The 14,448-nt window shown below is 49.9% G+C and carries 13 protein-coding genes; 12 read left to right on the forward strand and 1 reads right to left on the reverse strand.

Annotated elements, in window-relative coordinates; all coding sequences use genetic code 11:
* Positions 1-25 precede the first annotated feature (25 nt).
* Positions 26-184, forward strand: coding sequence for a hypothetical protein (locus K3T82_RS26930; RefSeq protein WP_220196654.1), 159 nt, complete (start codon positions 26-28; stop codon positions 182-184).
* Between the two features lie 122 nt (positions 185-306).
* Here K3T82_RS26930 and K3T82_RS26935 read toward each other — a convergent pair whose 3' ends face one another.
* The gene (locus K3T82_RS26935) at positions 307-1,371 is read right to left on the reverse strand and encodes a LacI family DNA-binding transcriptional regulator (protein ID WP_220196655.1); all 1,065 of its coding nucleotides are present in this window, start codon (positions 1,369-1,371) and stop codon (positions 307-309) included.
* Between the two features lie 432 nt (positions 1,372-1,803).
* Between K3T82_RS26935 and K3T82_RS26940 the strand changes: the two genes are divergently transcribed.
* The 11 genes from K3T82_RS26940 (at position 1,804) to K3T82_RS26990 (ending at position 14,445) form a co-directional block, all read left to right on the forward strand.
* Positions 1,804-3,267, forward strand: coding sequence for an ABC transporter substrate-binding protein (locus tag K3T82_RS26940; RefSeq protein ID WP_220196656.1), 1,464 nt, complete (start codon positions 1,804-1,806; stop codon positions 3,265-3,267).
* Between the two features lie 85 nt (positions 3,268-3,352).
* On the forward strand, positions 3,353-4,300 hold the full coding sequence (locus tag K3T82_RS26945; protein WP_220196657.1) for a carbohydrate ABC transporter permease: 948 nt from the start codon (positions 3,353-3,355) through the stop codon (positions 4,298-4,300).
* A 7-nt stretch (positions 4,301-4,307) separates the two neighbouring features.
* Positions 4,308-5,210, forward strand: a complete 903-nt coding sequence (locus tag K3T82_RS26950) for a carbohydrate ABC transporter permease (RefSeq protein WP_220196658.1) — start codon at positions 4,308-4,310, stop codon at positions 5,208-5,210.
* A gap of 22 nt (positions 5,211-5,232) precedes the next feature.
* Positions 5,233-5,556, forward strand: a complete 324-nt coding sequence (locus tag K3T82_RS26955; protein WP_220196659.1) for an L-rhamnose mutarotase — start codon at positions 5,233-5,235, stop codon at positions 5,554-5,556.
* A gap of 19 nt (positions 5,557-5,575) precedes the next feature.
* Positions 5,576-7,015, forward strand: a complete 1,440-nt coding sequence (locus K3T82_RS26960) for an alpha-L-fucosidase (RefSeq protein WP_220196660.1) — start codon at positions 5,576-5,578, stop codon at positions 7,013-7,015.
* 30 nt (positions 7,016-7,045) lie between these two features.
* Positions 7,046-7,813 (forward strand): alcohol dehydrogenase catalytic domain-containing protein, encoded by a 768-nt coding sequence (locus K3T82_RS26965; RefSeq protein WP_220196661.1) that lies wholly within the window; start codon positions 7,046-7,048, stop codon positions 7,811-7,813.
* On the forward strand, positions 7,771-8,064 hold the full coding sequence (locus tag K3T82_RS26970; protein WP_220196662.1) for an MDR/zinc-dependent alcohol dehydrogenase-like family protein: 294 nt from the start codon (positions 7,771-7,773) through the stop codon (positions 8,062-8,064). The genes K3T82_RS26965 and K3T82_RS26970 overlap by 43 nt, the downstream gene beginning before the upstream one ends.
* 49 nt (positions 8,065-8,113) lie before the next feature.
* Positions 8,114-9,049 (forward strand): aldo/keto reductase, encoded by a 936-nt coding sequence (locus K3T82_RS26975; protein ID WP_220196663.1) that lies wholly within the window; start codon positions 8,114-8,116, stop codon positions 9,047-9,049.
* A 368-nt stretch (positions 9,050-9,417) separates the two neighbouring features.
* Positions 9,418-10,683 (forward strand): ROK family transcriptional regulator, encoded by a 1,266-nt coding sequence (locus K3T82_RS26980; RefSeq protein WP_220196664.1) that lies wholly within the window; start codon positions 9,418-9,420, stop codon positions 10,681-10,683.
* 137 nt (positions 10,684-10,820) lie between these two features.
* Entirely contained in the window at positions 10,821-12,014 is a 1,194-nt protein-coding gene (xylA, locus tag K3T82_RS26985; protein WP_220196665.1) for a xylose isomerase, read from the forward strand.
* Between the two features lie 1,240 nt (positions 12,015-13,254).
* Positions 13,255-14,445 carry an MFS transporter gene (locus tag K3T82_RS26990; protein WP_220196666.1) on the forward strand — a complete coding sequence of 397 codons (1,191 nt, stop codon included), beginning with the start codon at positions 13,255-13,257 and terminating at the stop codon, positions 14,443-14,445.
* Positions 14,446-14,448 lie beyond the last annotated feature (3 nt).

Below are 14,448 nucleotides of genomic sequence, written 5' to 3' on the forward strand. Positions count from 1 at the left end.
AAGAACACGCTTCGGAGGTGCAAGCATGGAGGCAGTAGATCCTCTCAGCCCAAGAGCATACCAGGTCGCAGCGCAGAGCGGTCTGGGTGAGCCACGTGCGGAGTTTCGCGCCAAGAATTCGGCGGACTGGTCAACACTATGGCTGTTTTTGGCGTTTGCTTTTCGTTTCACTGAATTGGTATGATTTCCAGCATGAGACCCTCAAAACGTCATTGCCTTTGGGGCAGGTAGTTTCACCTTCTACCTTGCTCAACGCGTGCTCCCAGCAACAGTTGTTTTTCCCATTACCAAAAATCTCCTGCATTTTCAGGTTAAATCAGTCAGCATGTCATGCACTGGGCGTGCTTGTGAGGAGGCACGCACCAAAAGTTGATGTTGCAAAACAATTTCTTGTCTTGAGAGATTGGGCTGTTGCAAAATTTGCAACAAACGCAGGGCTGCTGTTCTTCCCATTTCGTAGGCAGGCTGAGTCACAGTTGTAATGGAGATGAGATCAGGAATAGCCCAGCGTACCTCGTCGAAACCGACAACAGCAATATCCGCTGGTACACGCTTCTGACTGGCATGGAGTGCACGTAACGCTCCCACCGTGATACGATTGTTAGCGGTCAACACTGCCTCTATTGGAGGATTTACTTGCAACAAACGTTGTATACCACGCTCACCAGTCTCTTCTCTAAATGGTCCCCGGTACTTCAGCGAGTCATCGTAGGCAATACCAGCCTCCTGCAATGCTTGCCGATACCCAAGCAAGCGCTCGTTAGCGGTTGTAACGGAACCCGGGCCTGTAATGATACCAATGCGACGATAGCCATTCCCAATCAGGTGGGCTATAGCCTCTTTCGCCGCCAAAGCGTTATTGACGAGAACAGCATCCACTGAAGAATCACGAACACGCCTATCGACGGTCACAATAGGAATATTACGTCCTTGAAGAATGGCAAGTGTATCTAGTCGCTCCCTTGAAGGCACAATGATTGCACCCGCTACTGACTCGGCTGCCAGGATCTTCATATATTGCGCCTCTCTCTGGGGATCTTCAGTGGTATTACAAATAACAAGTAGATAGCCATTTTCCTGTGAAACCTCCTCCACACCACGCATGAGATCCATAAAATAGGGATTCTGGATATCGGAAACAAGCAAACCAAGAAGCGCGGAACGGCTACCTGCTAGCGCACGAGCCGCTCTATTAGGTTCATAATTGAGCATCTGCATGGCAGAGTGTACCCGTTCTGCAAGTTGAGGATCAACTGTAGTAGAGCCATTTAGGACACGAGAAACTGTTGCCATAGAAACCTGTGCCAATTGCGCCACTTCGCGGATGGTGACGGGCTTCTTGAATTGAGAATGTTGCGTCGAATCTACCATAAATGTTAAAGACTCCTCTTCAGGGATGCCATACCACTACGATCTGGTCAACACCAATGTAGTTTTTGTCCTTTTCAAGAAGAGTAATAAGTAAACGCTTTCTTAAAAAGCCAGTTTTCGAAGGACAACTACTCAATTACCAACAGACATAGTATAGCTTATCTCTGATGTTTAAGCAAGTTTGATTATGTTTTTACGGTAGAACTATTGAAAACTTGACAAATCTATAAAAGTAATTTACTCTAGTGTGAGAAAGCGCTTTCTCGATCTGGCCATCTTTAGCAACGGGAACACATCTCCTCACGATAAGGATTTGTGTTTTTATAACAGTGTAGTAGGTATCCCTAGGCCATTGGCTTACCAGCGATGGTGTTAGGAGATGAATAACCGCCATTAGGTCAATGGTTGACCTTTTCATGGAGGAAACAAAAGATGGACCAACCAAGAAGTAAAGCGACCTGGATACACGAACTGGAGCATATATTCATCCAACGTGGCTATAATCGACGCGATTTCGTCAAATTTGCCGGGGCAATTGGCCTCTCAGGAGTGCTTGCCGCATGCGGTGACATCAAACCGCAAACACAGCAGGGAAAACAGGCGGGCAATACCAATTCTATTTACTCTATTCGTGATGCCGATGGGCTTCAATGGCCTAAAACGGCGGTTCCTGAACCCTCGTCTCCTATACAATTGAGCGTTGCTCATGCCTGGGATGCGACCTTCATGGCCCGTCAACAACAGTTTGACCAACTCTTCACCAAGCGCCACCCAAATATCACCATTACCGCGGAAAATACGCCATGGAGTAACTATCTGCAAAAGTACCTGGCTCAGGCAGCAGGAGGGACCTTGCCTGACATCATGTACACCCACTATAGCTGGATTCAGCAGTTCATTACTCAGGGTATCCCAATCTCGCTTAACAACTACATTGGGAAGCAGCCCGACTTCAATATGGCTGATTTCACGAAACCGTCCATGGGGTTCTATGAACAGAAGGGACAATGGTATGCCATTGCCTATGATTGCGGCCCCTATGTCCTCTTCTATAACAAAGACCTCTTTGATAAGGCGGGGATAAAGTATCCAGATGCCAGTTGGACCCTTGATACAATGAAGCAAGTCGCCATCAAGCTCACAAGTGGCGACTCTCACAACCGAATTTATGGCCTGGCATCCCTGCCAACACCGGCTTCAGCTAATATTGCTCCTCCATTCCTGTTCCCCTTTGGAGCCCGGTATGTCAATGAGAATCAAACCAAGTCGCTTATAGATCAGCCAGAAGCAATTGAGGCCATGCAATGGTGGATGGAGATCCAGCTCAAATATAAGGCGGCCCCTGGCCTGGCTGAACAACAGGCAATGCAGCAGCAGCAAACCGACGAGTTTACCGCCGGTCGAGCTGCCATGGCATATAATGGTTCCTGGATTACACCTGGTCTGCGCCAAAACGCTAGCTTCAAGTGGGACATCGCTCCCTGCCCAAAGGGACCAAAAGCACAGTCAACCTCGGCTGAAGGAAGTGGCTATTTAATTAGCAAAGGCGGTCAGCATACTGACGCTGCTTGGATCTATCTTAATGAATATCTCTCCTCAGCCGGACAACAGTTTATGTGGGGCATGACTGGTCGAGGCAGCCCCGCACGCTCATCAGCCTGGGATTCCTATTTCAAATCCCCGTTCGCTCCTAAAGGCGCGAGAAATATCCTTGATGCTCTGGACAAGTATGGATCTAACGATGTGCTCTATCTCCCTGCGACACCAAAGGTTGTCAATACAGCGCAGCCAATTTGGGACCGCGTCATTAATGGGCAACTGAGTGTTTCAGATGGGCTGAAGCAGGTTAAGCAGCAAATTGATCCTTTACTGGCGCAAAATGCTGGTTTACGCTAGCAAAGCACAAGATACAGATGAGCAGCTGTCAGTATGCCAGCTTGCTCATCTGTATGAATGTACAGAGCAAGGAGGCGGATGTCGTATGCAACTTTTTATAAAACATACCAACCAGCCGAAAGAGATAGTTCGTAGAAAAAAGCTCAGTAAGTTAGAACTGCGTGAAGAGCGACAGTTTTATCTCTTCATTTTGCCATGGATCATTGGCTTTATCCTTTTTGGGGGAGGCCCTATTGTCGCATCAGGTGTGATTAGCCTTACCAACTGGTCACTCCTCTCGAATCCACAATGGATTGGCTTCCAGAACTACATACAATTGTTTCAAGATCCCCTATTTTACCTGACGCTCAGGAATACCCTCTACTTCGGCATAGGCAGTGTGCTACTTACGGTGATAGTATCCTTTGCCCTGGCTTTGCTCCTGAATCAGAAGGTGAAAGGGATTTCTGTGTTTCGTACAGTATTCTATCTCCCTTCAGTCGTTTCTGGGATTGCCACTGCCTTGCTGTGGATCAATATTCTCCATCCTGATTTCGGGATGATTAACTTCCTTTTGGGTCAGATTGGCATTCAAGGACCCGGATGGCTCTACTCTGAGGATTGGACGATCCCTGCTTTAATCCTTATGAGTGCATGGGGCGCGGGCAATACTATGATCATCTACCTGTCTGGTTTACAGAGCATCCCTAGTTATATGTATGAGGCGGCTTCGATTGATGGCGCAGGCCACTGGTCAAAGTTCTGGCATGTGACATTCCCCATGATGTCCCCAGTTATCTTCTTCAACCTGGTGACTGGCTTCATTTCATCGTTGCAGGCATTTGTGTTGATCCTGGTTATGACCAATGGGGGACCAGCCAATGCCTCGCTTGTATATGGGCTCTACATTTATCGCCAGGCGTTTCAATACTTCAATATGGGCTATGCATCCGCGCTCGCGTGGATTCTCTTTGTCCTCATTATTGCCATTACCTTCATTCAGTTCGCCCTGGCGGGGCGCTGGGTCTATTATGAAGGGGGAGTACGAAAGTAGGTTGCTTATGAAAGCCAGTCTCTCACGTTCCATCTCCTCAGCGGCACATCTGCCAGAGCAGGGAAAACCATCAACACCGACCAGACTTCAGCCTAATGTGCGTCGCTTATTGCTCTACATTACCCTAATTGCCTGCTCATTGCTGTTTCTCTCGCCTTTTTTATGGATGGTCTCGACCTCACTCAAACCATCACAAGAGGTCTTCGTCTTCCCTCCCAGGCTACTTCCCTCAAGTGCGCAGTGGCACAACTATCTCGATGGGTGGATGGCATTACCCTTCACACGCTTTTTAACAAATACGATTCTGGTCACAGTAGCTGCGATCATTGGGAACCTGGTATCATGCGCGCTTCCAGCCTATGCCTTTGCCCGGTTGCGTGCGCGCGGAAGCCGGATCGCATTTATGCTGATGCTTGCTACCATGATGATTCCGATAGAGGTCACGATTGTGCCTATTTTCCTTCTCTACAGTAAAGTTCACTTGATCAATACCTTATGGACATTGATCATACCTCCCTGGCTCGGGTACCCATTCTCGATCTTTCTGCTACGCCAATCGTTCCTCAACCTTCCACGAGAGATGGATGAGGCGGCCCGCCTCGAAGGTGCCACTCATTTCCAAATTCTGACAAAGATTGTTCTGCCACTCTCAAAACCTGCGTTGGGTGCGGTGGCAATCATTGCCTTTGTAGGAAATTGGAATAATTTGTTGGCTCCACTGATCTACCTGCGTTCAACCGACAACTATACTCTGGCTATCGGTCTCAACTTGTTTTATGGTCAGTCTTTAACGGCCTATAACCAGTTAATGGCGGTTTCTGTGCTTTCAATCCTGCCGATTATCATAACTTTCTTCTTCGCGCAGAGATACTTTATTCGTGGAGTAGCATTGACTGGTATGGATCGCTAACCATTAGAGGGAGAGATAGCCAATGCGCCGCTATGGGCAAGTCATACGCATTAAACTTGATTGTATAGAAGAGTACGAGCGCATGCACGCCTCGGTCTGGCCTGAGGTCTTAGCGACCATTCATGCCTGTAACATGCGCAACTATACCATTTTCCGCTACAAGACATGGCTTTTTGCTTACTTCGAATACGTTGGCGATGATTTCACCGCAGACATGAAACGGATGGCACAAGACCCCATCACACAGCAATGGTGGTCCTATACCGATCCTATGCAAGAGCCTGTAGAAGAGAATACCGAGGGTTCCTGGTGGACAAATATGAAGGATGTTTTTCACACAGATTAACGATAAAAGGAGAGCTAACATGTATAGCACAGAAGCCAAGAAAGACATTCAGCAAGGTATACAAGCTGGCCCATTTGACGCGAATTGGGAATCGCTCAAAGGCTATACGATCCCTCGCTGGTATGAGGATGCTAAGTTTGGCATTTTTATTCATTGGGGTGTCTATGCGGTTCCCGGTTTTGGGAATGAATGGTATCCACGGAACATGTACCTGCAAGATTCACCCGAGTTCAAGCATCATCTGGCAACCTATGGTCCACAGAAGCAATCTGGATACAAGGATCTTATTGCTCAGTTTAGCGCGGATAAGTTCGATCCCGATGCCTGGGCGAATTTATTTAGGCAGGCAGGGGCCCAGTTTGTGGTTCCTGTGGCTGAACACCACGATGGTTTTGCGCTCTACGATTGTAGCTTTTCAGAATGGAACGCGGTCAAAATGGGACCAAAGCGTGACATCATCGGAGAATTGGCTGAAGCCGTACGCAAACAATGGCTTGTCTTCGGGCTCTCCAGTCACCGAGCCGAACACTGGTGGTTCTTCAATGGTGGTATGGCCTTTGACTCCGATGTGCAAGACCCTCGCTTTATCGGCTTGTATGGCCCGGCCCAACCCGAAACACTCCCCCCAAACGAGGAATTTCTTGATGACTGGCTGGCTCGAACTTGTGAACTCGTGGACAAGTATCAACCGCAGATCGTCTGGTTCGACTGGTGGATTGAGCAGCCTGCCTTCAGCCCATACTTACAGCAATTTGCCGCCTACTACTACAATCGCGCAGCACAGTGGCAGAGAGGTGTAGCTGTTAACTATAAACACCAGGCATTTCCTGAAGAGGCTGCTGTTTATGATATTGAGCGTGGACAGCTCTCAACTATTCGACAACGGTTCTGGCAGACAGATACATCACTCTCCAAGAATTCCTGGGGGTACGTTAAAAACCAGGAGTATAAAACCGTTGAAGCGGTCATTGGCGATCTGGTTGACATTGTGAGCAAGAATGGGGCTTTACTCCTCAATATTGGTCCTCGTCCTGACGGAACAATTCCTGAGGCAGAAGAAAAAATGTTGTTAGAGATCGGACGCTGGCTCAGAGTGAATGGCGAGGCAATCTACGGCACACGTCCCTGGACAATTTTTGGAGAGGGGCCAACCCATATTGAAAACGGCAGCTTTACTGATACACACAGAACAAACTTTACCAGCCAGGACATTCGCTTTACAGTGAGGGGAGACGTACTCTATGCGATTATTCTTGCGTGGCCTGACAATGGTCGCGTGACCATCAAATCGCTAGCGAATGATAGCAATATATTCGGTAAACAGATCGAGAAGGTCGCATTGTTGGGGCAGCAAGAGGAAGTTCAGTGGAAGCATGATGCAGCTGGGCTCACTATTGAGTTACCTTCCCAAAAGCCCTGCGAGCATGCCTTTGTGCTAAAAATCTCCGCCCAAAAGTAAAGTATTGAAGGATGGCACGATATAAGCGATATGAAAACTATTCTTTTAGAGAAACCCGGTCAATTTCATCTCCTTGAACAGGAAGAGCCAGAAGCTCCCGGCCCTGGTTATACCCTTGTACGCACTCGTCATGTGGGGATCTGTGGCACCGATCTGCATGCCTTTCGGGGGGAGCAACCCTTTTTCACTTATCCGCGTATTCTAGGACACGAGTTGAGCGTTGAGGTGATGGCGGCAACGGAACAAGAAGATATCGCCCTACCAAAGGGGGCTCTCTGTGCGGTTGAACCTTACTTCAATTGCGGATATTGTCCAGCCTGTTTGCGTAATAAACCAAACTGCTGCATCAATCTCAATGTCTTTGGGGTCCATATCGACGGCGGTATGCGCGAATTCGCATACATCCCAACGACAAAATTACATCCATCCACCGCTCTCTCCTCAGAACAATTGGCCCTGGTGGAACCACTAGCTATAGGCGCCCATGCCGTCAGCCGCGCACAGTTGCCTTCACATGAGCGCGTGCTCGTCGTAGGGGCAGGACCAATTGGATTAGCTGTTACTCAATGTGCATTGCTTGCTGGCGCACAGGTGATAGTAATGGATATAAGTGAGCAGAGATTGGCATTTTGTCATAGCCTCTGGCCTCAAGTAACCTGCCTTCATACTCCGAGTGATGCGCTGGCTCGTCTCCAACAAGAGGTCAAAGATGATCTCCCCCGGTGGTCTTCGATGCGACCGGCAATTCGCAATCTATGCATGCGGCCTTCTCCTATGTTGGTTATGGCGGGCGCCTGATTTTCGTTGGCCTCTTTCAAGGAGATATTCGTTTCCACGATCCAGATTTTCACCGCCGCGAATTGACGGTGCTCAGTAGTCGCAATGCGACCTTCAAGGATTTCCGTTTCGTGATTCAGGCTCTTGAAAAGGGGCACATCAATATCGCTCCCTGGATTACCCATCGAACCACATCAGATAATGCCCTTGAATCCTTACCACTTTGGTTCAGTGGTAAGGGTGACTTGTTTAAAGGAGTAATAGCGTTTTAGCAACGTCGACAGCTAGAACCATGAGAATAGTTTTGACAGGAGAGACTCTATGCCACAGATTCCCTCGCTACCTCGTCATTCATTGGGAAAAACAGGTCTTCAAGTAACCTCGCTTTGTGTGGGATGCGCAGCTCTTGGGAATATGCCTGAGACCTTTGCCTATCAGGTAGCAGAAGAGCAAGCATTGGCGACGATTCGCACTATTTTTGATAGTCCGATCACCTTTCTTGATACAGCAGCCTCGTATGGAGATGGCGAGAGTGAACGTCGCCTGGGCCTTGTCATTCGCGAAAGAGGAGGGCTCCCACAAGGGATGGTGCTGGCGACAAAGGCAGATCGCGATTTAAAAACTGGCGATTTTAGCGGTGCCCAAATGCGTAGGAGCGTGGAACGCAGTCTACGCTTGCTAGGAATAGAGCAGCTACAACTAGTGTATTTGCATGATCCAGAACACATCACATTTGAACAAGCTATGGTTCCCGGTGGCCCTGTCGAGGTTTTAAGGCAATGCCAGGAAGAAGGTTTGATTGCTCATCTTGGGGTTGCTGGTGGCCCCATCGATATGATGACTCGTTTCGTGCAAACAGGTCTCTTCGAAGTCGCCATCTCTCACAACCGCTATACGCTACTCAATAGAGATGCCCACCCTTTCTGGGACATATGCGCTCAACATGAGATTGCTGCTGTGAATGCTGCTCCCTATGGTAGCGGGCTGCTTGCCAAGGGACCATCAACATATCCTCGCTATATGTATGCGGAGGCCAATCAAACTCTGCTTGAGCAAGCCCAGTGCATCGATGAGCTTGCCCAGCGGCATGGAGTCCCCCTGGCGGCTGCGGCCTTACAATTTTCTCTGCGTGACCCCCGTCTTGGAGCAACAATTGTGGGCATGAGCCGTCCGGAGCGGATTGAGGAGACGCTTACATTAGCCGAGCTATCCATTCCTCAAGCGTTCTGGAGAGAACTTGAGGTAATAAGCTGTTGATCGCTTTCAGAAGCGATCAACAGCTCTTGTTGCTATTGTCATTGTAACCACTACGAGTCTTTCCCCTCTGCCACTCAGATTGGCCTAGACCCATAACCTAGCCCCGGGCGAGCATCACCTCATTCGGGGGTCGATGGTACGCCCTCTTGTCTTAGAGAGACTTCTGATCATACCAGCACAATTTATATATTCTGGCTCGTTCCCAACAACTCTTTGCTGAGTTTCAGGAGGCTGCATAATTTCTCAACCAGTTTTAGAGATCCTTGACAATAACGATTATCGTTAGTTATGCTACTTTCAGTAGTAAGTTAAGTATGTTTCTTAACTTACTCACTAGTCATCAAGATACTGTTGAAAGATGAAGAGTAGTGACATCGTTTCTTGAGATACCGGCGGTTCCCGGCAGTTTGCGGCAGATGAATCGAATGACCGTCTTACATCTGCTGCGCAAATTTGGCCCCATCACCAAACCTGCGCTGGCCAACTATAGTCGGATTAGTCGTCCGACCATCAGCAAACTAGTCGACGAACTGGAAGAACAGGGATTGGCGGAACGCGTCGGGGTAGCCGCACCAACGGCCAGCGGAGGGAAACCAGGCGCGCTGTATCGTTTTAATGCAGAGGGCGTGCAGAGCGCAGGTGTCTTTCTCACGGTAGATACTGTACGCGTGGCGCTGGTCAATGGGAACGGGCGAGTGTTGGGGAGACTTGAGCGTCACCTGGGCCTGGACCGGCAACCAGAACCTGTCTTGAATGTGATCGTTGAGACCCTGCAGGACTTGCTAGCTGCGCTTCACATGACACTGGCTCAATTGCTCGGCATAGGGGTTGGAGTGCCAGGCTTAACCTCGTTTGCGACAGGAGTAGTGCATTTTGCCCCGCATTTCCCGCAGTGGCATGATGTGCCAGTGAGAGATCTGTTAAAGGCTAAGTTGGGTATAGAGGTATGGGTGGATAATGATTGCCATGTGCAGGCGTTGGCAGAACGTCATTTTGGCGCGGGCCAATCCTGTACAGACTTTGCCACAGTCGAAAGTGGCATCGGCGTCTCGGCAGCCTTTTATTTACAGGACTCGCTCTATCGTGGCGTCGGGGAAACTGCTGGCGAAATCGGCCATATGACGATCCAGGAGGATGGGCCATTGTGCGAATGTGGCAATCGAGGATGTTGGGAGACCCTGGCCGCAACGACCTGGATGGTTGAGCAGGCATATCAGTCTGAACAGGTCCCATGGTTGCCCCTACCCACACGCGTGCGCTCTGAGGATGGGTCGCTGGAAAAGCTAGCGCCTGACGTAATTAATACGCTTGCTCATATGATCTTTCGCGCTGCGCAAGAAGGACAACCAGAGGCCATTGACCTTCTTCGTCGGCACGCCATGTACTTTGGTATCGGGCTCGCCACGATTATTAACACACTCAACCCTCAACGCATCATTATCTGGGGCGACTCCATAAAAGGGGACGATCTCTTTCTGGAAACAGTGCGAGATGTCGTACGTCAGCGCGCTATGAGACGCCCTCGTGAAATGTGTACCATTGTCTTTTCATCATTTGTCCAGGATGTCGGTGTAATTGGTGCTGCGAGTCTCGTCATAGATGCGCTGTTTACCCATTATCAGCCTCTATCATAGCGTCCTGTCAAAGTTTATTCGACATTTTGAAGAATGTAACTTGATACCCCTCCTGATAGGTGCCGCCTTATCGCGCACAACAGACAAAGTCCTATGAGAGAACGTTACCTATGATTGAGAGAGGATAGGAAAAAAACATGACTCAGATCAAAGAAGCAACCAGTGATCAGTATACGCCAACAAAGGCCGACAAATTTAGTTTCGGTCTATGGACCGTCGGGAATCGGGGGAGTGACCCCTTCGGAGGTTTTGTGCGGTCCGAACTCCAGCCAACGTACAGTGTTAAAAAACTTTCAGAGCTAGGGGCCTGGGGTATTAACCTGCATGACAATGACCTTGTTCCCTTTGACGCCACATCCCAGGAGCGCGACCGGATCGTACGCGACTTCAAACAAGCACTCAACGACTACGGCATGGTTGTGCCTGAGGCCACGACCGACCTTTTCCGGCATCCGGTCTTCAAGGATGGTGCTTTTACGTCGGTTGATCCCAGCGTCCGCGCCTTTGCCCTGCAAAAGACTATGCGTGCCATCGATCTGGGCGTTGAACTAGGCGCACCCATCTATGTCTTCTGGGGAGGACGTGAAGGAGTGGATAGCGAGGCAAGCAAGAATCCCGTTGAGTCCATCAAGCGCATGCGCGAGGCTATCAATTTTCTGAGCGAGTATGTTCTGGACAATGGCTATAACCTGCGTTTCGCCCTGGAACCCAAGCCCAACGAACCCCGCTCCGATACATATTTGCCGACCATCGGACATATGATGGCCTTCATCGCCACGCTTGATCATCCAGAGATGGTCGGTGTCAATCCCGAAGTGGCACACGAATATATGGCGGGGCTCAATTTTGTCCATGGTGTTGCTCAGGCATTGGAGGCTGGCAAACTCTTCCATATTGACCTGAACGACCAGAAGGGGCCACGCTTTGACCAGGATCTGCGCTTCGGGAGTGAAAACATCAAGAACCTCTTCTTCCTAGTCAAACTGTTAGAGGATCAAAAGTATACAGGCCCGCGTCACTTCGATGCTCATGCCTATCGTACTGAGGACGAGCAAGGCGTCTGGGACTTCGCTACTGGCTGTATGCGCACCTATAACGTGTTTAAAGAGAAGGCACGTCGTTTCAACACCGACCCCGAAATCCAGGCTCTGTTACAGGAGGTCAACAGTGGCGACTCCTCCCACGCGTCCCTCTTCAGCGGCGGATACAGCAAAGCTGCGGTAGAGCAAATCAAGGCTATCGACTTTCATCCTGAAACACTGGCGCTGCGAGGCTACAAATATGAAAAGCTCGACCAGTTGACCATTGAACTCTTGCTTGGCGTACGCTAGGCACCACGAAACGGACCCTGCCCCGCCTCATGCACGAGTTCACCTATTCCCGCAGAACTGCAATGTATACCAAACTCGCGTCAGCAGGGAGAATTCCGACCCGTATTATGCGGGTTGGAATTTCCCCGAGCAAATGCGCGATCTACAACACCCAGCGGTGGCGCCTCACTCAATCCTCAAAACTATCTCCCATCAAATTGGACTTATCTTCGCAACCATGTGCAGAGAGTATGGAGCGAGGCGGAGCACCTCGTATGAGCATAGTGAGGAGATCTTTGACACTCCCCCAGCTAAAGCCTGATGCTTACACACAAATATGTCTGTTTGCAAAAGATCTTCAACTTGATGCGAGGGAAAGGTGTTGGAAAAAAACGCGCATCGATGCACAATGATGTGCTTTCAGCTTGGCGAGACAAACGACTTTTTCACCGAACGTGTGTCGCCTCTCGTGTGAAAAAAACGAGGCACCTGCAACGCATCGCTTCCGGATTCTTTCTCGAGATCGCATAGTTGTGTAGAAGTGTCAGCGCTTAAAAGACGGGGGCATCCTGGCCCGGCTTGGTGAAATTTTTTAAAGATTACTGCTCTATCTTGAGCTTCCCCCAGTCTGGTCCAGTCGGGAAACATGGATTATACGAGAAAGAGTGCAAGGGGCTATAGTTAGTTTTACATTATTGAGACAGATGTAGGCAAATAGAGACATCTATCCCACCTTGCCAAAGTCTCGGTTTTCTGGTCTATTTGTTCTACTTTCAGCACCAGGAGGAAGCGCAACCGATGGTCCGTGGGTATCGGGGAGAATTTACCCCAGACCAACCGTCCTTGTCTCTATTATATGCATTTTTAATATACACTTTTTTTGGGGTCTTGAAGGTCAAAAACATACTAGTATCTCATAAGTAAATGTGCTAGCATAATGCGTATATTTGCGTGCACCTATTCAAAAATGGTGCCATTAACTTCTTTGGGTGCGTTTCGCTCTCCCCAAAGAGAGCTCATCGTCCTGCTGCCTTCGCGCGGACACTTCGCAGATGAGCAACGAAATCTCCTCGCAGAGGTTTCATGAGAGCACCTTCTGACGTCTCGCGCGAGAGGGATATTCCCTTTTTGCAGCAGCACAGCAAGGGAACGCAATTACTGCCAATGACAAGAGATAAGGAAGGAGAGCACATAAGCACTGTCTGGGAGCAACGAACTAACCTTCCAGGCCAATCAAAGCCGATCTACCGAAGGACTTCTCGTGTCACGAGAAAAACTACTTGCCTACTACCAGTGGGCAGTGTTCCTGTCTACTGTAGGATCCTCGACGCAGGCCTTCTCGACGAGCATGGGCATTGCATCTCAAGGATCACTGTCCGTCCCGGTTGCGCTCGCCATTGCGGCATTGCTTGCCTACTGGCCGGGGGCAATCTTCCCCCTCTTCGGGGGCATACTCAGCGACCGTTTCGAACGGTGGACGATCGTTCTGGGAGCGCAAGCGTTTCTCATGTGCCAGTCGCTGCTTCTGACACGGTTTCATACAGAAACCATAGCGCTGTACATCATAGGCACAACTGGGGGCATCGTCGCTGCGCTAAGTGGTCCTGCCAGGACGGGGTTGCTGAAGGACATTGCGGGTGAGAAGTATGCCCAGGTCAATGCCAAGAACTCGGTGTACTCTCAGGCCGGAGAAATCATCGGTGGCACTGCAGGGAGCTTGCTCTTTTTCCAGGCGCATCTCGCAGGAATCACCTACCTGGCAGATGCGGCTAGCTACCTGCCGATGATCGTCGTGCTCGTCTTTCTTCTGCCCAAGACGACCATCTCGAATGCGCCAACCAAGGCAAAGAGGAAGGACGCCCGGGCAACGCTCAGGGAAGCCTACACCTTTTTGTCACAAGACGCCATCCTCAAAAGGGTGCTTATCTTGCGCCTGATCCTGGCCCTTGGGGCAAACGGTGGCTACGTTGCGCAACCAGTTCTTGCCTCCGAAGTTTTCGGTGGCCTACAAGCGTATACCTGGTTCATGGTTGCCAATGCCCTAGGCAGCCTGATCGGATCGTCTCTCGCAGCGCGTCTGCTAGGGACGAAGGAACCATCCATCCGCGGCGTCTTGACTGGCGCGGTAGCGTCGCTCCTACTCATCGCAGCGACCGGGCTGTCACACAGTCTTCCACTGACACTCGCGATAATGCTGGGAGAGTGCATCGCCTATCCGTATTCGGGAAAGCACAGCACACCGTTGCTTGTCGTGCAGGAGAACAGGCTCCGCGAGAGAATCACTGGTTTGATGCAGACAACTACCATGGTCTGCACCATCATGTGCAACGTGCTCAATGGGCTGCTCATGACTCTCATTGGCGTGCGATCTACCTGGATGGTACTAGGAGCTGCGGGCATTCTCGCAATGGGATTCTACGAGATACAGGGAAGGATGAAGAGGTCGGACTAAGAT

The sequence above is a fragment of the Ktedonospora formicarum genome (assembly GCF_016587355.1).
GTDB lineage: Bacteria > Chloroflexota > Ktedonobacteria > Ktedonobacterales > Ktedonobacteraceae > Ktedonobacter > Ktedonobacter formicarum.